The 19,634-nt window shown below is 63.4% G+C and carries 22 protein-coding genes and 2 pseudogenes; 17 read left to right on the top strand and 7 right to left on the bottom strand.

Translation table 11 applies throughout. The features are described 5' to 3' along the window. Positions 1 to 8: 8 nt before the first annotated feature. The 4 genes and pseudogenes from IPQ13_03280 to IPQ13_03265 all read left to right on the top strand — a co-directional run bounded on the left by IPQ13_03280 (position 9) and on the right by IPQ13_03265 (position 3,777). Positions 9 to 1,004: a hypothetical protein gene (locus IPQ13_03280; GenBank protein ID MBL0209925.1), complete on the top strand. Its 996-nt coding sequence runs from the start codon at positions 9 to 11 to the stop codon at positions 1,002 to 1,004. A gap of 253 nt (positions 1,005 to 1,257) precedes the next feature. Further along, a pseudogene (gene tsaE / locus IPQ13_03275) lies at positions 1,258 to 1,761 on the top strand (tRNA (adenosine(37)-N6)-threonylcarbamoyltransferase complex ATPase subunit type 1 TsaE). Between the two features lie 523 nt (positions 1,762 to 2,284). Further along, positions 2,285 to 3,174: pseudogene (rmuC, locus tag IPQ13_03270) on the top strand (DNA recombination protein RmuC). A gap of 96 nt (positions 3,175 to 3,270) precedes the next feature. After that, complete coding sequence (locus IPQ13_03265; GenBank protein ID MBL0209924.1) at positions 3,271 to 3,777, top strand: HNH endonuclease; 507 nt, start codon at positions 3,271 to 3,273, stop codon at positions 3,775 to 3,777. 49 nt (positions 3,778 to 3,826) lie between these two features. Here the strand turns inward: IPQ13_03265 and IPQ13_03260 are convergent, their stop codons facing one another. Beyond that, entirely contained in the window at positions 3,827 to 5,122 is a 1,296-nt protein-coding gene (locus IPQ13_03260) for an anthranilate synthase component I family protein (GenBank protein ID MBL0209923.1), read from the bottom strand. 222 nt (positions 5,123 to 5,344) lie between these two features. On the opposite strand from IPQ13_03260, the gene IPQ13_03255 reads away from it, so the two are divergent. From IPQ13_03255 to IPQ13_03240, 4 genes are all read left to right on the top strand, one after another. After that, entirely contained in the window at positions 5,345 to 6,187 is an 843-nt protein-coding gene (locus IPQ13_03255) for a hypothetical protein (protein MBL0209922.1), read from the top strand. Further along, positions 6,112 to 6,816 (top strand): hypothetical protein, encoded by a 705-nt coding sequence (locus tag IPQ13_03250; protein ID MBL0209921.1) that lies wholly within the window; start codon positions 6,112 to 6,114, stop codon positions 6,814 to 6,816. Before IPQ13_03255 ends, IPQ13_03250 begins: the two co-directional genes overlap by 76 nt. Before the next feature lie 122 nt (positions 6,817 to 6,938). Next, a complete protein-coding gene (locus IPQ13_03245; GenBank protein MBL0209920.1) occupies positions 6,939 to 7,244 on the top strand; it encodes an integration host factor subunit beta in 306 nt (101 codons plus the stop codon). A 24-nt stretch (positions 7,245 to 7,268) separates the two neighbouring features. Next, positions 7,269 to 7,994: a hypothetical protein gene (locus IPQ13_03240; GenBank protein ID MBL0209919.1), complete on the top strand. Its 726-nt coding sequence runs from the start codon at positions 7,269 to 7,271 to the stop codon at positions 7,992 to 7,994. A gap of 85 nt (positions 7,995 to 8,079) precedes the next feature. Here IPQ13_03240 and IPQ13_03235 read toward each other — a convergent pair whose 3' ends face one another. Genes IPQ13_03235 through IPQ13_03220 form a run of 4 tightly spaced genes read right to left on the bottom strand, consistent with a single transcriptional unit; the run spans position 8,080 to position 10,285 of the window. Beyond that, positions 8,080 to 9,054 carry a hypothetical protein gene (locus IPQ13_03235; protein ID MBL0209918.1) on the bottom strand — a complete coding sequence of 325 codons (975 nt, stop codon included), beginning with the start codon at positions 9,052 to 9,054 and terminating at the stop codon, positions 8,080 to 8,082. After that, positions 9,051 to 9,344: a (2Fe-2S)-binding protein gene (locus IPQ13_03230; protein MBL0209917.1), complete on the bottom strand. Its 294-nt coding sequence runs from the start codon at positions 9,342 to 9,344 to the stop codon at positions 9,051 to 9,053. Before IPQ13_03230 ends, IPQ13_03235 begins: the two co-directional genes overlap by 4 nt. After that, positions 9,341 to 9,781 (bottom strand): hypothetical protein, encoded by a 441-nt coding sequence (locus IPQ13_03225; protein ID MBL0209916.1) that lies wholly within the window; start codon positions 9,779 to 9,781, stop codon positions 9,341 to 9,343. Before IPQ13_03225 ends, IPQ13_03230 begins: the two co-directional genes overlap by 4 nt. A gap of 36 nt (positions 9,782 to 9,817) precedes the next feature. Then, entirely contained in the window at positions 9,818 to 10,285 is a 468-nt protein-coding gene (locus IPQ13_03220) for a hypothetical protein (GenBank protein ID MBL0209915.1), read from the bottom strand. A gap of 156 nt (positions 10,286 to 10,441) precedes the next feature. Here IPQ13_03220 and IPQ13_03215 point away from each other — a divergent pair, with 156 nt between their 5' ends. Continuing rightward, complete coding sequence (locus tag IPQ13_03215; protein MBL0209914.1) at positions 10,442 to 10,903, top strand: peptidylprolyl isomerase; 462 nt, start codon at positions 10,442 to 10,444, stop codon at positions 10,901 to 10,903. A gap of 381 nt (positions 10,904 to 11,284) precedes the next feature. Here the strand turns inward: IPQ13_03215 and IPQ13_03210 are convergent, their stop codons facing one another. Next, on the bottom strand, positions 11,285 to 12,310 hold the full coding sequence (locus tag IPQ13_03210; protein ID MBL0209913.1) for an IS110 family transposase: 1,026 nt from the start codon (positions 12,308 to 12,310) through the stop codon (positions 11,285 to 11,287). Positions 12,311 to 12,586: 276 nt separating this feature from the next. Here IPQ13_03210 and IPQ13_03205 point away from each other — a divergent pair, with 276 nt between their 5' ends. The 5 genes from IPQ13_03205 to xth all read left to right on the top strand — a co-directional run bounded on the left by IPQ13_03205 (position 12,587) and on the right by xth (position 16,192). Continuing rightward, positions 12,587 to 13,636 carry a methionine--tRNA ligase gene (locus IPQ13_03205; protein MBL0209912.1) on the top strand — a complete coding sequence of 350 codons (1,050 nt, stop codon included), beginning with the start codon at positions 12,587 to 12,589 and terminating at the stop codon, positions 13,634 to 13,636. 2 nt (positions 13,637 to 13,638) lie between these two features. Beyond that, positions 13,639 to 14,571, top strand: a complete 933-nt coding sequence (metG, locus tag IPQ13_03200; GenBank protein MBL0209911.1) for a methionine--tRNA ligase subunit beta — start codon at positions 13,639 to 13,641, stop codon at positions 14,569 to 14,571. A gap of 134 nt (positions 14,572 to 14,705) precedes the next feature. Next, entirely contained in the window at positions 14,706 to 15,053 is a 348-nt protein-coding gene (locus IPQ13_03195) for a hypothetical protein (GenBank protein ID MBL0209910.1), read from the top strand. Beyond that, entirely contained in the window at positions 15,050 to 15,391 is a 342-nt protein-coding gene (locus IPQ13_03190; GenBank protein ID MBL0209909.1) for an arsenate reductase, read from the top strand. The genes IPQ13_03195 and IPQ13_03190 overlap by 4 nt, the downstream gene beginning before the upstream one ends. Before the next feature lie 21 nt (positions 15,392 to 15,412). Continuing rightward, positions 15,413 to 16,192, top strand: a complete 780-nt coding sequence (gene xth, locus IPQ13_03185) for an exodeoxyribonuclease III (protein ID MBL0209908.1) — start codon at positions 15,413 to 15,415, stop codon at positions 16,190 to 16,192. 38 nt (positions 16,193 to 16,230) lie between these two features. Here the strand turns inward: xth and IPQ13_03180 are convergent, their stop codons facing one another. After that, on the bottom strand, positions 16,231 to 17,250 hold the full coding sequence (locus IPQ13_03180) for a carboxypeptidase regulatory-like domain-containing protein (protein MBL0209907.1): 1,020 nt from the start codon (positions 17,248 to 17,250) through the stop codon (positions 16,231 to 16,233). Positions 17,251 to 17,395: 145 nt separating this feature from the next. Here IPQ13_03180 and IPQ13_03175 point away from each other — a divergent pair, with 145 nt between their 5' ends. The 3 genes from IPQ13_03175 (at position 17,396) to IPQ13_03165 (ending at position 19,611) form a co-directional block, all read left to right on the top strand. Next, positions 17,396 to 17,689, top strand: coding sequence for a DUF1844 domain-containing protein (locus tag IPQ13_03175; protein MBL0209906.1), 294 nt, complete (start codon positions 17,396 to 17,398; stop codon positions 17,687 to 17,689). 51 nt (positions 17,690 to 17,740) lie between these two features. Then, positions 17,741 to 18,079 (top strand): hypothetical protein, encoded by a 339-nt coding sequence (locus tag IPQ13_03170; GenBank protein MBL0209905.1) that lies wholly within the window; start codon positions 17,741 to 17,743, stop codon positions 18,077 to 18,079. A 176-nt stretch (positions 18,080 to 18,255) separates the two neighbouring features. Further along, positions 18,256 to 19,611, top strand: a complete 1,356-nt coding sequence (locus tag IPQ13_03165; GenBank protein MBL0209904.1) for a hypothetical protein — start codon at positions 18,256 to 18,258, stop codon at positions 19,609 to 19,611. Positions 19,612 to 19,634: the final 23 nt, after the last annotated feature.

Here is a 19,634-nt window from a genome sequence, read left to right as displayed (position 1 = left end):
TCTTCCCCATGATCCCGATCCTGACCGCCGAAGAAATGCGAACGCTGGAACGCCTGGCCATCGAGTCGGGACGTGTGACCTCGCTGGAGCTCCAGGAACTGTCCGCGAAGGGGGCGGTGGCGCTGATTCCCGAAGGCGTGCGCGTGGATGTGGTGGCGGGCCCCGGGAACAACGGAGGCGACGCGCTGGCCGTGGCGCGGTTGCTGAGCGAGCGCTGGCAGGATGTGCGGGTGTGGGCCCTCTCGCCCGACGCCACCTGGACCGGGGACGCGGAGATCCAGCACCAGCAATGGCTCGCGGCGGGGGGCGAGATCGGCTTCACGGACGACCCCTCGGCGGAACCCCGCTTGCGCGATACCGCCTGGTTCGTGGACGGCATGTTCGGACTGAGCGCGAACCGCCCCTTGACGGGAGTCGCCAAAGCCTGGGCCGACCACTGGAACTACCGGAGGGGCCGCTGCGAAATCCTGGCCCTGGACCAGCCTTCCGGACTCCACCCGGACGACCCGGACTGCCTGGGAGCTATGCCACCCGCACCGCCTGCTTTGGCTACCGGAAGCTCTGCCACGCTGATGCCGGCCCGGCGCCTGCGGGGAGATCACGGTGGTGGACCTGGGCATCATCTATTTCAACCCGGCGCCCAAGAAGCCCGGCATCGTTCCGCGGCATTGGCTGGTGAACAAGATCCAGCCGGGTGCCCATCCCTGGAATGCCCACAAAGGGCGACAAGGGCCATGTGGCGATCCGCGCCGGGAAGCGTAGGCATGAGCGGCGCCGCAGTGTTGGCGGCCCTCGGTGCGCTGCGGGCAGGCGCGGGCCTGGTGACGGTGCTCACGGATGCAGATGTGCGCGCTGAAATCGCCTGCCAGGTGCCCGAGGCGATGGTGCGCACTTGGGATGGCGAGGTGCCCGAAAACACAGATGTGCTGTTGGTCGGCCCCGGCGGAAATTCCAGAGTGGAAGGGCCCGCTGGTGTTGGACGCCTCGGCCCTGAAGGACGGTGAAGGGTCCATGTGGATGGCCCGGCCCGACACGATCATCACGCCCCATCAGGGCGAATTCTCCCGCCTGTTCCGCCTTCCCAAGGCCGAAACAACCCGGGCGCGGCTGAACCAATCCTCGGCCGTGGCGAAGGGACCTGGGGTCCTGCTGCTCAAGGGAGCCCAAAGCATCACCGCGGAGGACGGCTATCTCTACATCAACGACAGCGGACACTGGGGCCTCGCCACCGGCGGCACGGGCGATTTCCTCGCCGGCATGGTGGCCGGCCTCCGGGCCCAGGTCCTCAGCCCCGCGCGCGGCGGCCATCAACGCCACCTGGCTCCATGGCAAGTCCGCGGACCGGCTTGGGCCAGGTCCTTTGCTGCCCAGGGATCTGGCGGAAGAGCTGCCGAAGCTGCTCCGGGACTTGTATGCAGGACGGCCTGCGTGACGACCCGGTATCTGGGCGACGACCTCGCCACGGAACAGCTTGGCGAAGAACTCGCGGGGCTCACACCGAAGGGCGGGACCTGGCTGCTGCGGGGAGAACTCGGGGCGGGCAAGACCACCTGGGCGCGGGGCTTCGTGGCGGGGCTGGGAGGCAACGGCGACGATGTGGCCTCGCCGACCTACGCGGTGCTGCACCGCTATGACTCGCCGCGTGGGAAGGTGTTCCATCTCGACCTCTACCGCCTGGGGGAGACCGGCGCCTGGACCCTGGGCCTCGAGGAACAGGTGACTGCCGAGGATTTCCTGGTGGTGGAATGGGCCGGCAGCAAGGGCCCCTGGCCCACGGGATGGGTGGCGGCGCTGAAGCTGGAGATCCAGGGAACGGGCGGCAGGCCACATGGACAGTGCCCGAAGCCTCCCAGCGGTCATGATGGAATGATGGATCTGGCCACCTTGTTCTCCGTCCTCGCCTTTCTTGCGGCCCTGGCAGCGGTTTGGGCCGCCCTGCGCGCGAGGCCCGATGAGGGGCGCCAGGTGGAATCCCTGCATCGGCACCTGGACGAGGAGATCGAGAAGCAGGGCAGGTACTTCCAGTCAGAATTGGCCTCCCAGCTCAAGCCCCTGGCGGAGGCCCTTGGGAGGCTTTCCTCGAACGATATGGCGGAAGGCCGGGGCAACGCCCTCGCGGAACAGTCCAGGCAGCTCGCGGAACGGTTCGAAGCCCTCAACAGGACCCTCCAGGCTGCGTTGAAGGATGGACGCCAGGAACAGAACGACCAGCTTCAGAGGTCCAGGACCAGGTCAGAACAAGCTGGACAGCATCCAGAAAAGCAACGAGGCCAAACTGGAGCAGATGCGCCACACCGTGGACGAGAAGCTCCACGCCACGTTGGAAGCAGCGGCTGGGAAAGCTTCAAGCTGGTTTCCGAAAGGCTGGAGCAGGTCCAGCTAGGCCTCGGCGCCATGCAGAATCTCGCCAGCGATGTGGGCGGGCTCAAACGCGCGCTCACCAACGTGAAGACCCGCGGGGTGCTGGGAGAGGCGCAACTTGGCGCGCTGCTGGAACAATTCCTGGCGCCTTCGCAATATGCGTCCAATGTGAAGGTCCGTCCCCGGTCCAACGAGATCGTGGAATACGCCGTGAAGCTCCCGGGCCCCGAAGAGGGGAGGACCGTATGGCTTCCCATCGACGCCAAATTCCCCATCGAGGACTACCAGCGCTTGATGGAGGCCTATGAAATCGGGGATCTGGCCACCGTCGAGATCTCGGCCCGCGCTCTGGAAAACCGCCTGCTGGGCCAGGCCCGCGACATCCGGGACAAGTATGTGGCCCCCCCGGACACCACGGACTTCGCCCTGCTCTTCCTGCCTTTCGAAGGGCTCTATGCCGAGGCTCTCCGCCGGCCGGGGCTCCTGGAAAAACTGCAGAAGGACTGCAAGGTCACCATCGTCGGCCCGACGACGCTGACGGCTTTTCTCAATGCGTTGCAGGTGGGATTCAAGACCCTCGCCCTCACCAAGCAGAGCTCCGAAGTTTGGAAGGTGCTGGGCGCCATCAAGACCGAGTTCGGCAAATTCGGAGAGGCCCTGGAGGCCCTGGACAAGAAACTGGACGAGGCCAAGACCAAACTCGGGACCGTGAGCGACCGCAACCGGATCATGGGCAACAGGCTCACCAAGGTGGAGGCGCTGCCGGAGGCAGAAGCCCAAGCGGCCCTGGGATACCTGGATGAGGAAGCCTGAACAAGGAATATCTGAAATTCTTTCGTTAAAAACACGGGCAATAGGCGAAAATGGTCCCAGAATGACTTAATTGCTTCATTCATTCTGGAAATCAAGATGTCCATCCGCAGGGAACGTTCATGGGCGGGCGACGTGATCGCCGTGGACCAGAACTATGTCCCGATGCAGGAGATGACCCGCCGCAAGGCCATCCGGGCCGTGGCCGGGGGCAGGGCCTTCGTGCTTCTGCCGGCCACCTTCGAGCGGAACCTGGAATTCCGGAGCCCCTTCATGCTGGTGATTTTCCCCCATGCGTCGGCCTGTTCGGAGTCCAAGCTGCTCATGGGGCGCCTGGAGCGGCGCGTCATGAAGCGGGACCACCACACCTGCATGTACCAGGGCTGCTCCCACAAGGCCACCACCGTGGACCATGTGGTTCCGGTCTGCCAGGGCGGCCAGACCACCTGGCAGAATCTCGTGGCCTGCTGCCTGGCCTGCAACCAGAAGAAGGGCGGGCGGACGCCCGAACAGGCGGGCATGATCCTGAAAAAGGTTCCCAAGGGGCCGAGGGCGCACCTCTTCGAGCGCTTCGAGGAGATCATCAAGGAAGCTTCGGCGGCGTAAATACGGAGCTATGAGCTTTGAGCCATGAGCATGGCTCAAATCTGGTGGCTTAGGGCTGCCTCATCACTTGCGTCTTCAGGTGCAATTCCCGCCACTCTTTGGCGGCGTCGCTGCGCAGGGTGATGCCGCCGCCAGCCCAGTAGATCAGATGGTCGTCAACAAGCTGCGCGGTCCGGATGGGCAGGGCCAAGTCGAATTCGCCTCCGCGGATCCAGCCCAGGGCACCGCAATAAAATCCTCGGGGGGCGGCCTCAACACCGGCGATATGGGTGCAGACCGCATGTTTCGGAGCACCCGTGACGCTGCCGCCGGGCAGCATGGCGCGGAGAATTTCCGCGAGCCCTGCATTGGGCCTGGCCTCGGCCTCCACACGGCTCACAAGGTGTTGCACGGTGGGATAGGCGCGCAGGGCCATGAGCTCCGGGACCCGCACGGAGCCCGCTTCCGCGACCCGGCCAAGGTCGTTGCGCACTAGATCCACGATCATGGTGTGTTCGGCTTGTTCCTTCGGATCCGTGAGCAGAGATCTGCCCGCGGCTTCGTCCGCTGCGGCATCGCCAGTGCGGGAAACGCTGCCCTTGATGGGCTCCGAGACGAGGGTGGAGCCGGACTTGCCGAGCACCCGCTCCATGCTGAGACAGAGCAGAGCCAGGCCATCTTGACCCAAGGGCAGGAAGGCTCCACGGGGAGGCTCGGCGCGCTGAAAACAGGAAAGCGCCAGGGCCGCCCTGTCGCCGGTCCAGGCGGCGTCGAAGGGCACGCACAAATTCGCCACATAGAATCCGCCGTCGAGGATCCGCGCGCGGATGGTTTCCACCGCTTCCCGGTGGGTGGATTGGCTCCACCTGGGCTTGAGGGCGCCGAGCTGGGGCCGGGCCGGGACTTCAGCTTCGGCCAGAAAGCCTTGGATATCCGCCACGGGCGGGTCTCCCCAGCGCCAGATTTCGGCGGTTCCGCCATCGACATGAAGCGCATGGCTCAGGCCTTGCCAGGCTTGCCCCAAGGCTCCCAGGGAGGGAACCTGGTGCGGGAGCCCCGCTTCCCAGCAAGCCAGTTCGTAGGAAAGCGCTCCGATCCATGGATGGCCAGCCTCCGCGGCCTGCTCCAGGAGGTCGAAGGGGCGGCCTTTCTCCGGGCGGCCGTCCAGGGTGGTGATCCAATCATGCCCATTCCACCGGCTTTCCAGTCGCGGGCCGGCGGGCAGGCCGAGCAGGTCGCCGCCCCAGCCCTCGCCATGGAGCCAGGATGCCCCGCGCCGCAGCAGGCCCTGGGCGCAGCCGGGCCAGGGCCGGGGCAGGGCCATGGGCTGCCTGTGGGTGGGGCTGAGACGCTCGGCGAGGGCCATGCTCCATCTTGCCCTGCGTCAACCTGGCCCACCTTAAAAAGGTCCTGGAGCCACGCTTGCTGGCCGCCGCGACCCTGGCCGGATCGTTGCAGCCCCTCGGGCCGGTCCCCGGCCGACCGCGGGAATTATTCCTCCTTGAGGGCGATTGCCTGGTTAATGGCAAAAAAAATCACTTTCTGGAGATGAAAGTTGAGGATAGCCTCGAAGGTCCCAGGAGGCCCCATGCCCACGATTGAAATCAGCTCCCAGCCCGGAAAGGATTTCTCCGGCGATGTGCTCATCGTTCCAGTGTTCTCGGGCCGCGAGCGCCACCGCCTGCCTTTGGCCATCAGCAAGGTGGTGCGCCAGGTGATGGACGAAGGGGATTTCAAGGCGGATTTCATGGAGATGGTGCCCCTCCACCACCCCAATGGCGTGAAGGACAGCCGTTGGATGCTTTTGGTCGGTCTGGGCGAAGAAGAAGCCCTAACCCTCAACAAAATCCGCAAAGCGGTCGGAACCGCGGGCCGCCATGCCGTCAAGAAGCACTGGGCCTCCGTCGGCGTGGTGGCGCCGGCCACCTCGGCGCTGGGCCACGACGAGGTGCAGGAGTCGGTGCTGGAGGGCATCCTGCTCGCGGACTACGACCAGGTGGCGTTCAAGGGCGACAAGGCCGAAGCTAAGCGGTTCAAGAGCGTCGAGATCTTCACGAACGGCGACGACACCCGCAAGGCGCGCCGCCGCCAGTCCCAGATCGAGGCCGGCGTCGAGGCCTGCCACCGCGTCCGCGACATGGCCAACACGCCCGCCGCAGAGATGTACCCCGAAAGCTTCGCCGCCGAAGCGGTCAAACTCGCCAAGCACCATAAGCTCCACTGCGAGGTGCTGGATGTCCCAGCGCTGGAAAAAGGCAATTTCAACTGTGTGCTCGGCGTCGGCAAGGGCTCGGCCCGTCCGCCGAGGGTGGTGAAGCTGGACTACACCCCGAAGGAAAACCCAAGAAGCACATCGTGCTCGTGGGCAAGGGCGTCTGCTTCGATTCCGGCGGCCTGTCCATCAAGGATGCCTCGAGCATGGAGACCATGAAGGACGACATGACCGGCGCGGCCATCGTCCTGGCCACCCTGGTGGCCTGCGCCCAGCTCGAAGTTCCGGTGAAGGTGACGGGACTCATGGGCCTGGTGGAGAACATGACCGGCGGCAGCGCCTACAAGCCCGGCGATGTGCTCCGCAGCCGCAAGGGCAAGACCATCGAAGTCCTCAACACCGACGCGGAGGGCCGGCTGGTGCTCGCTGACCTGCTGCATTGGGCCTCGGAGATGAAGCCTGACCACATCGTGGATTTGGCGACACTGACCGGCGCCGCCCTCATCGCCATGGGCGACGGGGTCAACGCGGTCATGGGCACCGACCAGAAACTGGTGGAGCGCCTGCTGGACGGCGGCAATGCCACGGGCGAGCACCTCTGGCAGCTTCCCCTGGTGGAGGAATACCGGGAACTGCTCCGCAGCTCCCTGGCGGACATCAAGAACATCACCGGCATCCGGTGGGGCGGCTCCATCACCGCGGGGCTGTTCCTCTCGGAATTCGTGGACCACCCCTCCTGGGCCCATGTGGACCTGAGCGGCGGGTGGTCGACCAAGGAGCGGGATTTCCGCTCCCAGGGGGCTTCTGGAGAGGGCCCGCGCTTCCTGCTGGATTGGATCTTGAACTGAAACCGCGCGGTTTTTAACCTAAAGGGGCCTCGTCCCCCTTTTTTTTTGAGAACAGGGGTACTTGACCCAAGCCGAGACTCGGTGATGATGGGTGTCACCCCCAAAGTAAACCTGGAGATCCCATGGATCCGATGGAAACCCTCACGAAAGCTGATCTGTCCAAGCACCTGATGGAGCGACTGGACCTGGGAAAGAAAGACGCTGACCTGCTGGTCAATGTTTTCCTGGATAGCATCGTCGGCGCCCTGCGCACCGGGGATGGTGTGGAATTGCGGGGCTTCGGCAGCTTCCGGCTGCGGGACCGCAAGGCCCGCATCGGCAGGAACCCCCGCAGCGGCGACAGCATTAAAGTACCGCCCAAGCGCGTCGTGTATTTCAAGCTCGGCAAAGAACTGCGCAGCAAGCTCATCGACGACGATTCCAAGTAACCATCCATTGAAAGGAGCTCCATCATGCGTTTCCGCAACTTCTTCATCGCCTCAGCCGTCCTGCTGGGATTCGCATTGCCTGGACAGGCCCTCAACGCCCAGGTTGAAAAATCGAAGCGGCCGCGCGTGGCCATCCTTGAATTCCCCGTGGCCAAGAACGCCTACGAGGGTTGGTCCTGGTATGGCGACAACCACAACAGCGAATCCCGCATGGCCAGCGTCATCCAGGATCTCTTCGTCACCGAGCTCTCCGAGGCCGGATCGGGCAAGATCCGCTTGATCGACCGCGCGGCGCTGGAAAAGATCCGCGGCGAACAGGCCTTCGGCCAGAGCGGCGAAGTGGACCCTGAGACCGCCGTCAAGATGGGCAAACTCCTCGGCGTGAAATACATGATCACCGGCAAGATCACCCGCTTCGCCTTCAAGAAAAGCGGATTCAAGACCGGGTGGCTCACTGGCCTTGGGGTCGCCAGACTCACCGGCGATGCGACCGCCGGCGCCGTGGCCGGCAGCGTGAACGTCGGCAAGGCTGAATTCTCCGGCCGCCTGGACGCCCGCGTCATCGACGTGGAGACCGGCGAGATCATCGGCGCCGTGGGGGATGACAGCAAAGTCAGCAACGTGGGCGTGAAGGTCGCGGGCACCGGCAGCGAGATCCAGTACGACCAGAGCATGGTGAATCAGGTCTTCGAACCCATCATCAAGAGCATGTCGCCCAAGCTCGTCAGCAAGATCATGAACGACCAGTAGACGGCGTTTCCAAGTTGCCGAAGGGCCTCTTTCGAGGCCCTTTTTTATCGGCCTTGCGGCCGTGTTGTTTCCCACGGAACGGGAGCTAATGCTCTGAACCCTCTCCCTTCAGCACATCCTCGGTGAAAGCCTGGATGGCCTTCGCATAGTGCGGACCCAGCACTGCCGAACAGTTGAGGTGCCAGGTGGGGATTTCCAGCAGGCGGACCGTGTTGAAGCGGTCCGCCATTTTCCGTTGGGCCTGGGGCGAGGCCAGGCGGTCCTCGGTGGCCAGGAAACACAGAGCTGGGGTGAGGTAGGTGCGGCCTCCCATGCGTTCCAGCACATCGGTTTCACGAACCTCGTAGCCCCCGCGTCTGGCGGCGAGGGCGCTGCCGAATTTCCCCGCCAGGGGCGCCACGAAGGGGTGCCAGAGCCGGTTTGCCGGCCCCCGGACCAGCGCTTCGCCGAAGCTGCGGGAGCTGGCCGGGGCCCCCTCCCAGATGATGCCGGCCAGGGGGCCCCGGCTATCGGACTCCAGTCGGACCAAGGCCAGGAGCCCCACCGAAGCCCCCAGGCTGCGGCCCATGAGCAGGATCTGGTTCCTGCGCCAACCTCGGACCTCCAAGTGTCGGACCAATCGGACCACCTCTTCGGATTCCCGGGCGCCGAAGGTCACCGGCGGAACAGGGCCGCCGGTTCGCAGGGCGTCGTCCCGGCGGCGGTAGGTGAAGATCGCCGCATCCAGTCCGGGGAACCACTTGAGCGCCGGGCTGGTTCCCCAACGGTCATCGCCGAAGCCATGGAGCAGCAAGACGATGCCTTTGGCCGGCTGGGCCCTTCGCAGGGTCCAAAGCTGGAGCCCGTCCACCTGTTCGGAGCTCCAGGTTCCGCCGGGGTCGGAACTTTCCCCTTTGGCCAGTTCCGCATAGGTCTGATCCACAACCGGAATCGGTTGCGGACGGTAGAAAGGGGGATCCACCAGTTCCGCCGCCACTGCCCTGGTTTTGTAGGCCGTGAAGCCCGCCCAACCGGTGGCGGCCGCCATGGCCAGTCCCGCGATCCAGGCCCGGCGCCTCACCAATAGCCCGTGGTGATAAGGACTTTCGCGGAGCGGTTCAGCACACGGCATTGGCAGCTGAGCCTCACGCAGTCGGGGTAGGCATTCCGGGTCAGCACCAGCAGCTCATGCGTGCCGGGCCGGGAAAGGGCTTCCATGCCCTCCAGCACCGTGACCGCGCATTTCCCGCAGGCACCCCGCCCCGAGCAGCTCGAGGCCACGGGAAGGCCGGCTTCCAGGCACTGCCCCATCAAGGTTCCATGGCCGCTCAGCACGCGCTGGTGGAGGCGTGTTTGGGCCAGGATGGTCATTTCAAGATGGCGCTTACCCCAGGAAGGCCTTCCGCGGGGGGCGCCGGCGCGTTCTTGCCGTAGAGGACCGCCTCGAAGCGCTGGGCGAACACCACATAATAGACGCCCTGCGAGGCGCCCATTTCGAGTTCGCCCTGGTCTGGGCCGAAGGCATCGCGGTTGCTTTCCAGGAAGTAGCGGTGGCGGCCCTCCGAGATGCCCGTGACCAGCAGCGTTTTCCCGCCCTTGGAGCTCTGTTTGACGGGGATGCGGACGCCGTCGAGGCTGAATTCCAACGGCCCTAGGACCTTCCGGGTGAAGGCCAGGGTGAGTGTCCCGCCCGGAACGCTCACCGGGGCGGTTTTGGCCACTGAATGGATCGCCTTGGGACGGTTGCATCCGAGCGCTGCCAATAGCGCGATTCCTGCCACGAATGCCGATCGTTGGGCTTGCTTCATGTTCGATCTCCAGCCTCCAGTGTGGCTTAAAAGTTCTCACTCAGAAACCCCATTGAAGCGGGCCAGGATTCCGCCGTTCCAATGGGTGAAGCCTCCGCCCTTTTCAAGGGTCGCGGCCAAAGGGCCGGACAGCTCCAGGCGGAGCGCGCCTCCGGCCTTGGCCTGGAGTTCCTGCACTTGCACTTTGGTCTTCAGGGTGGCGGCCCAGACGTCCTGCCCGCTCCCGCGCGGGCGGGTCAGCTTGAGAAGGTAGATCGAACCTGTCTCCGAGGCGGTGAGTTCCATGGCCACAGCCTCGCCGGCGGCAGGGACCAGGCGCCCCGAAAGGCGGAACATCCGCTTCCCTTTCATCTGGACGCTGGGTGTGGAAAGGATCAATTTGAGCGGTTGGAACTGGTAGGAGGTTCCGCCAAGTTCGACCTTGTTCGCGCGCGGCGCGTCCGGTGGCGGGGCCGGGGACCCGAGGGCGGGAAGAACCAGAAGGGATGCCCACCTTGAATTCATGATGCCTGCCTCCGCCATCCATCTTAGGCGCCGTTACGTAGTGGCCAGCGTTTTTCTGGCCAGTGCGTTACGGCGCCTTATGCCGGCCCAGAATCAAAACGAACGAGTTTTTTCCCCGCAACGGCTTATGCTGGGAGATTGCTTAAAGGAGTGACCATGAGCCGTGTGCTGATGCAGACCGCCAAAGGCGACATCAACATCGAACTGTTCGACCAGGATGCCCCGGGCACCGTGGCGAATTTCAAGAAGCTGATCACCGCCGGCTTCTATGACGGCCTGGCCTTCCATCGCGTCATCCCGAACTTCGTCATCCAGGGCGGCTGCCCGAACACCCGCGAGGGCGCCGGGGGGATTCCAGGCACCGGCGGCCCTGGCTACAAGATCAAGTGCGAAACGGCCGGAAACCCGAACAAGCATGTGCTGGGCGCGCTCTCCATGGCCCATGCGGGCAAGGACACCGGCGGCAGCCAGTTCTTCATCGTCAATGGCGGCAATCCCAGCCACCTGGATGGTGTCCACACCGTATTCGGCAAGGCCGTCGGACCCGCCGACATCGCTGTGGTGCAGGCCATCCGCGCCGACGACCGCATCCTCAAGGTGACGGTGGTCGAGGAATGAGCCGTCAGCTGTGAGCCTTGAGCTATGAGCCATGAGCCATGAGCTATGAGCTTCATTCGGATGTGGCCGGAGTCCGCGACGATATTAGTGGCGCGCCGAGGGCGCATCGAATTTGCTGATAGCTGATAGCTGATAGCTGATAGCTGATAGCTGATAGATGGTGTGTTCCCTGTCAAGGGGCAGCCACTCCTTTCTGCGGTCGAGTGTCCGCCCGCGGCCGGCGCGGTCAAGGACGCAAAGGCGCATGCCGCGGTGCGCGGAGGCAGGCTTGCGCCTGAGTCAAAGGCCGCGTCACGGCCTTTGCGCTCCCGCTTCGCTTTGACCGCGCCGCCCGCGGGCTGGGATGGGCTCCGCTGTGAAAGGAATGGCAGGATCTCAACCTCAATCTGCTTGAACTTCTTCGGGCCAGGCCTTGGTGTGGTGGCGTTCGAAGGGGCGATTCTCAACGAGGAGGGCACGCATCAGCACCATGAGCCTGCGCATGATTCCGACGAGGGCCACTTTCGGAGGTTTGCCCCGCGTGATGTCGCTCCGGTAGATGACGGCCAGGTCATTGTCCCCGCGGATCACGGTCAGGGCGCTCATGTAGAGCAGGCGCCGGATTCTTGGATTTCCTTGCTTGGACATCCTGGGCGGCGCGTTCACCGAGGTTCCGCTGCGGCGGTGTTTGGGCGCGAGCCCTACGAAGGAGCTGAGTTTGCGTGCGTCCTCGAACCTTCGGAGATCGCCGAGTTCGCCCATGATGCCCGATGCGACCACCGGGCCGATGCCCGCGATGCTCACGAGGATCCGGTAGTCCGCATGGAGGTTTTCGTCCGCCTTGATGTGGGCCAAGATCGCCGCGTCGAGGCGCTGGATCCCAGCCTTCATCTCGCGAATGATGGCTCCCCGGACTTCCTGGGCTACCGCAGATCTGCTTGGCAGTTCGTCCCGGTTCTCCGTGGCCAGAGCGGCTTTCAGGAGCGCTTCGCGCTCACGGACCATCGCGTGGAGAACGGAGTAGGTCTCGGACATGGGAACGTGCGCAGATGGATGGCGCTCCTGCCCAAAGGTTGCCAGCACGATGGCGTCCACGCGATCGGTTTTGTCGCGCACACCGAGGCTCAGGCCATAGTGCTTGACCCAGCGCGGATTCACGATGGCGACGGGAAGCTCCGGGCGCAGGCCGCGCAGCCAGGCCGCGAGGGGTTCGGAGTAGCCCCCTGTCGCCTCCATCACCGCGGCCAGTGGTGTGCCGGGTGCCAAGCTCGCGGCCCACGCCAGGCACTCGCGGGCGCCGTCCGGAGAGCGCGCGAACTCCCTAGTGGGAGGCCGGGCGTCCAGATCGGCGCGGGCCAAAGCCGCGTGGAAAGTGGCTTTGGCGACATCCACGCCAAGCCAGCGAGTGGGGTTGTGAACGTCAGGCATGAAAGCCTCCTTTTCCCCTTCAGGCCTTGCTGGACCCCATTCGCGCACATGCTTGCGACTCGGTTCTCGACCATGATGGCTGTTCGGCGGAGGTTCAGCAGATTGGGGGACGTGGCAATATCTATCAGACGGGCCTCAACCCAAGCTCAGAGCAGGCCCACGCCCCCCAGGCCCCTGGGACTTCAGCAAAGCCAAGTTCAGGGGTTGATGCCAACGTACAAGCCCACAGCCCACCGCCCACCGCTCCCGGTAGACTGGAAGTTCCGGAGTCATTCAGTGTCCAAGCCCTTCTACCTCACCACGCCCATCTACTACGTCAATGACATTCCCCACATCGGCCACACCTACACGACGGTGCTGGCGGATGTCATCGCCCGGTTCCACCGGATGATGGGCGAAGACGTGGCCTTCCTCACGGGCACCGACGAGCACGGCCAGAAGGTGGAAAAGGCCGCGGCGGCCCGTGGTATCACCCCCAAGGCTCTGGCGGATGAAGTGGTCGCCAACTACACCGAGCTCTGGAAGCGCATGGACATGACGCACTTCCGCTTCATCCGCACCACTGACGCTGACCACCGCAAGGTCGTGCAGGAACGCTTTCAGCAGCTGCTCGATAGCGGAGACATCTACAAGTCCACCTACAAAGGGCTTTATTCCGTCAGCGACGAGGCCTTTGTCACAGAAATGCAGGCCAAGGAGCTGCAGGCCCAGGGGCTCGCCCACCAGCTGGTGGAGCTGGAGGAGGAGACCTACAACTTCAAACTGTCAAAGTATGAAAAGCCCCTGCTGGAATACTTCGCGGCGCATCCGGAATTCGTGCAGCCGGATTTCCGCTTCAACGAGGTGAAGCGCTTCGTGGAAGGCGGATTGCAGGACCTGAGCATCAGCCGCACCAGCATCCAATGGGGCATTCCCGTGCCAGGCGACGGGAAGCACGTGGTCTACGTTTGGTTCGACGCGCTGCTGAACTACCTCACCGGCGCGCCGGATGGCGCCTGGCCGCCGGACCTGCAGCTCGTCGGCAAGGACATCCTGCGCTTTCATGCGGTCTATTGGCCGGCCTTCCTCATGGCCATGGGCCTCGAACTGCCGAAGACGATCCTCGCCCACGGCTGGTGGCTCATGGGCGAGGACAAAATGAGCAAGAGCAAGGGCAATGTGGTGCGGCCCGACACCCTGCTGAAATTCGGCAACGATGCCTTGCGCTTCTACTTCTTGCGCGACATGCAGATCGGCCACGACCGCGGTTTTTCCTTCGAGGGTTCATGGACCGGCTCAATGCGGATTTGGCCAATGGCCTGGGAAATCTTTCTTCCCGGACATTGAGCATGATTCAGAAATATCGAGGCGGGAGCCTCGCCGATCTCCGCAGGCTGGGGCCGGAGATGCTCCGCGAGGAGATGCCAGTCGATGCAGGGGAGGACTGGCAAGCCACCTTGGAACCCCACTTTTCCTTGCATGCTGATTGGATGGCCATTCCGGCGAAATTCCGCGCCCATGCGGCCGCCAACGACTTTCATGGAGCGCTGGATCTCCTTTGGTCGGCGCTCCGGGATAGGGATGCCTTCATCGTCGATGTCCAGCCTTGGAACATCGCCAAAATCGAAGCCGACGATTCGTATGCGAAGCTGCGGATGGACTATGCTCTTTGCGTCCTATGGCGTTCACTCGCAGTCTCCGCGGTCCTCATCGCGCCGGTCATGCCTGAAATCGCGCAGTCCCTTTGGGGACAATTGGGCCTGAAGGGGGAAGTGAGCGAACCTGGACGCCTGAATGCGACCGAATTCTGGGCCATCGAAATGCCGGAGACCATCGGCACCATCGCGCCCCTTTTCAACCGCATCGACAAGGAAGTGGAAATGAAAGCCGTGGAAGAAACCGTCGCCGCACCCGCCGAGGCGGAGGCAACACCTCTCGACGTGCCGGAGCTCCGGCCCGTCATCGATTACGACACCTTCGCCCAGACGGATCTGCGCGTGGGCCGGATCCTCACCGCCGAGGCCGTGCCCAAGAGCAAGAAGCTCATCAAGATGACCGTGGATCTGGGCTTTGAGCAGCGCACGATCCTGGGCGGCATCGCCACGGGCTACAGCCCCGAAGAACTGGTGGGCCGCATGGTGGTGGTGGTGGCGAACCTGGCCCCCCGCGCGCTCATGGGGATCGAAAGCCATGGGATGCTGTTGGCCGCCAGCGACAATTCCAGCAAGCCATACCTGGTGGCGCCGCCGGCCGACGCCAAGCCGGGATTCATCGTGAAGTAGGATTTGGATGCGTAAGAGCCGAACCGCAAAAATCGCGAAAAGACGCGAAAAAGGATCAGGTGCAGCCCCTTTCGCGCCCTTTGGCGTGTTTCGCGGTTCAGCGTTTTCGACGGCGCATTGAGCCGAGGAGCGCGATGAAACTCCCGGTCTGGTCCTTCGAATTGCTCAGGGACACCGACGCCCCCTTCGAGCGCGTGGTGGAACGGCTGCTGGATGGCGGCCGCTACGGCGAATGGCATCCCCGCCATCGGCATGCCCTTCCCCAGCTTCTGATGCGGGATGAGGCCAGGGCGGAGATCCAACACCAGGAGCGGCCCTTCCCCGGAGTCGAGGAGTGGTCCCGCTACCTCATCGAACGCAAGGGCGATCGCGTGGTCCTGCTGCATCAAGGGAAATTCAAAGGATTCCCGGTCCTGCTGCTCATGGCCTACTGGCGCATCAAATCCACGCGCCTCTGGGAACGCTTCGTGGAGGCCTTATGAAAGCCGTGCTCTGGATGAAATCCTCCTGCACCACCTGCCGCAACGCCAAGGCGAAGCTCGCTGAGCTGGGCATCGAGGCCATGGTGCGGGACTACTTCAAGACACCTCTGAATGCCGCTGAACTGGAGGCGCTGCTACCGGAGGATCCCGCGCCCATGCTGGGCACCAGAAGTCCGAAGTACAAGGAGCTGGGACTCAAGGACCGGCGGATCTCGAAAGCGGAGGCCATCGCACTGATGGTCCAGGACAACAATCTCCTGAAAAGGCCTATCCTGGTGCATCCGCGGGGCGCCATCATCGGCTTCGATCCCGCAGCCTATGAAGACATCGCGAACTGAATTCCCGTGTTTGGAGTCCCCATGAAATTCATGAGCTGGAATGTCAACGGCTTCCGCAGCGCGCTTAAGAAAGGCTTCATGGAGTGGCTGGAGGCAGCCGATCCGGACGTGCTGAGCCTCCAGGAAATCCGTTGCGAATGGGAAGAGATCGACCTGGATGTCCGTCGGCAGCTGGAGGCCGGTTTCGATGTCTGCTGGTTCCCCTCCCAGGCCAAGAAGGGCTACGCGGGCTCGGCCACGCTCACACGGAAGGGCTCGGGGTGGAAGCACACGAAGGGGCTGGGCCTGGCGGAAGTGGACGCCGAAGGGCGCATCATCGTCAGCACGCTGGGGGAACTGACCTTCATCGCCGGCTACTTTCCCAACGCTTCCGCCGGCTTGGTGCGGCTGCCTTTCAAACAGAAATTCGCGGCCGATCTAGCGGGCATCCTGAAATCCCGGCACAAGAAGGGTGAAAAAATCATCCTTACCGGCGACATGAACGTCGCGCCCGAAGAAATCGATCTGGCACGTCCCAAGGACAACGTGAAGAACCCGGGCTTCACGCCCGAAGAGCGGGAGGGATTCAAGGGCTACCTCAAGGCGGGCATGGTGGACGTGCTCCGAGAGCGGAACCCGGGCGTGCCGGGCCTCTACACCTGGTGGACCGCCCGGGGCGGCGCGCGGGCCAAGAATGTCGGGTGGCGGATCGATCTATTCCTGGTGAGCGATTCGCTCATGCCGCGGGTGAACGGCGCCTCCATCCACGCGGATGCGATGGGCAGTGACCATTGCCCCATCAGCCTGGAATTGAAGGACTGATTTCCGGCCTCAGGCTAAGAGCCCGCGGCCCGCCAGGCCTAAAGCGCCTTGATGAACTCCTTGCACTCGCCCGCATGTTTGCCGGTGGGGGCCAGCTCGAGGCACTTCTTGAAAGCCTCCTTCGCGGCCCTCAGGCTGTTGTTGTTGGTCTCGATGAGGCCCAGCATGTAGTAGGAGTCCGCGAACTTCGGATCGATCTGGATGGCTTTGAGGATGAACTCCTTGGCCACCTTGAACCGATTGGCGTTGTAAGCCACGACGCCATCGTTGTAGGCATTCTCCGGACGGGGGCCAACGATTAAATCAGTGGCATCCTGGTACTTGGCCATGGCCTCCTTATCGCCCTTCTCCTTGGCGATGGTCAGCAGCGCTTCGACGAGGCGCAAATCCTTGTTGTTCAGTTCATAGGCCTGTTCGAGCAACGGCTTCGCCTTATCGAATTTGGCGACGGATTTATCCTCCTTGCCCACTTCGTAGAGCACCAGGCCGTAGACCCGGGAGACGGTCTTGAATTTTTCCTGCATGGCCGTTTTGGCGGCTTCGTCCTTGGTCTGTTCAAGGGACTCCGTCAAGGAACTGAAGGCCTTCTCGAACAACGGCTCGGCCTGCTTCCACTCTCTGGCGTTGTAGTGGCTTGTGGCTTCATTGAACGCTGCGTAGCCGGCGTCCTCCAACTTGGCGGCAGGGTCCAACGGGACCGCGGTCGTTGTGGTTCCCGGGCCGGCGGCCCTGGCCTCCTCGGGGGTGAGAAGGGTGAAGTCCTTCTTCATCAATTCGCCCAAGGGGATCTTGAAGTGGTCCCTGGTGTCCACGAATCCATCCGCATGGACCAGGACGTCATACTCCACGGGATTCAGGCCCACCTGGATGTATTTGCCCTTGGCATCGGCCTTGAGCTCTTTGACATAGGTGATGTCCAGCCGCTTCAGGGTCACGACTGCGCTGGGAATGGGCTGACCGCCTTTGGTCGTGATTTTGCCTGAGATGCCGCCGGTCGTATCGGCGGCCAGGGTCACGCAAATGGCCGAGGTCAGGATCAAAGGAAAAAAGCTGCGCATGGGATCCTCCCGAATCTAATAAGTACATGCTCCCATCGCGGCAAGGGTGCGGACAAGTGATGGTTAGCACAATCCAAAGGACCGCTGCTGATTCGGCTATGTGCACCAGGGTGTGGTAGGCTTCTGGAAAATCCCGGGGTCCTAAATGAAGGCATCGGTTCCTGAACCGTCCTTTTCCAGATTGGTTCATTTGCTGGCCGAACAGGCTCTCATGGCGATGGGCGTGCCCCATCCCGAGATGCGGGATCAGCCGCCGGCGAACCCGGGCGTGGCCAGGTTTTATGTGGACCTGATCGACATTCTCCAATCGAAAGTCCAAGGTAATCTGACGGAAGCCGAATCCAGCGAGCTGAGAGAAGTGCTGTACCAGCTTCGACTCCGGATCCTTGATCTACAACCCGCAGCCGCCATCGACAACCCCAGTGAACCACGCTCTTAGGGAACTCCTATGCGATCCAGCCGGACTCTGAACGCGTTGAGTTGCATGCTGATGTCGGTGTCGCTTTGGGCAGCGCCTCCGCCAGCCACGAATCCCGGGCCCCCTGTGGGGATCGCAGGCGCGCCTAGCCTGGGGATTCCGCAGATCCCACCCGCCCAGGCGCTGCCGGCTCCGGAGCTCATTCCCGCCATTGCGCTGAGCCATCGGGCCAAGCGGCTTCAAAAGGCCTTTGAAAGCGGCGATCCCCAGGCTGTCCAGGTGGCGGTCCAGGAAGTGGAGTTGCTGAGGCGCGGCTACGCCACCATCGACGTGATGCCGCTGGTGGATGCGATGGGGCTCTGGGCCAGAGACTGGGAAAGAAGGGCAATCCTGACCTGGGGCTGCAGGTGATCCAGACCGTGGAGCGCTGGACCCGGCCATCCATCGCTCCTGGGAACCCGGATCACCCTCATGAGGCAGCAGGGCATCCGCGGCTACATCTGGAGCCTGCCGGACGTGATCAAGCTCAACCAGCTCCGGATGTTCCACGCCACCAACCGGTGGCTTTGGATCGTCCACCATGCGGGGTGGCTGAGGGTCATGGCGGCCACGCTGCTGTGGGGTGGACCCTTTGCCTCACGATGCGCTACCGCCAGGTGTTCCGGCATCTCTGGGAGGAAGGGCATCTCCGCCGCAGCATCAGTCCGCTGGTGCTGGCCCTGCTGGGCGGGCTCGCCATTACGCTGCCGCTGGTTGCGGGCTTGGACCCCAGCGTCATGGCCATGTTCTGGTTGTGGATGCTCGCGCCATTCCTGAACAGCAAGGAAGTCAAAACCGTCGTGGCGCTGTTGGTGCTCCAGTTGGTGCATCCGGTGCTTGCGGTCTTCGAGCCCCAGGCCTCGCACGAACCGCCCCAGCATCGTGGCGCTCCAATTGCAGCCCCAGGTGCGCGTGGCGGATGCCCAGGTCCTGAGGTTCCTTCCGGAGCAGGACCGCGAATTCCTGAGGGGTTGGCAGCAGCTGCAAAGGCAGGACTGGGTCGCCGCCGAGGGCACCTTCCGCGGCCTTCTGGGCCATCATCCGGACCAGGCCGAGGTGCTCAACAATCTAGGCGTCTCCTGTACCAGCAGAACAAGCACGAGGATGCCTCCAAGGAATTCGACAACGCCTTCAAGGTGAATCCCAGGAGCATCGAAATCCTGGTGAACCAGAGCGTGCTGGCTTTCGAGCACCTGGACACCGTGCTGGGCATCGGAAAGCAGGACGAGGCGAGGCAGGTGAATGCCCTGGCCTACGAGCGGCTGGAGGCGGTGAACCAGTCCAGGAAGGACCAGCGCACCTTCGCCTCCCCGCTGCCCGACACGGATGTGCGGATCAGGGCCCTGATGGACGCCTACAACTCTCCGATTCCGACGGAATGGACAGAGCACATCAAGGACAAGGGCGTCGCCCTGAACTTCATTCTGCCCATCCTGGCCGTGGCGCTGTTCCTGGTGAGGCTGAGGCAGAGCATCCAGCAGGCCCATGCGAGCCAATGCACCCGCTGTGGGGAGCCGTTCAGGACCACCGACAGCGACGATCCGCAGGTGTGTTCCAAGTGCCACCACCTGTTCACCCTGAAAGACGGCCTGCATGCGGAAAGCCGGAAGCGCAAGCTCGACGAAGTTGCCGAGTTCCAGACCTCCCAGCGTCGCATCCACCGGGCCCTGATCGTCCTGCTGCCGGGCGCGGACCAGGCCTTCATCGGCGAGACCCGCGAAGGCTTCTTGGAGCTGCTCTTCTTCTGCCTCGCCTTCGGGCTCACCTTGACCATGGGCCAGACCGTGCGCTATCCGGGCGAGATCCTGCCGGACCCCGTGAGCGTCTGGTTCCCGGTAGGCGCCCTGTTGATGGCTATCCTGTTCCTGCGTTCCTGGATCAAGCTCCTCCCCAGGAAATCTTAGGGTCTTTCGCTGAAAGGTTTTCC

It is taken from the genome of Holophagaceae bacterium (assembly GCA_016720465.1).
Classification (GTDB): Bacteria; Acidobacteriota; Holophagae; order Holophagales; family Holophagaceae; genus JANXPB01.
This window is presented reverse-complemented; position numbering and strand designations above follow the sequence as displayed.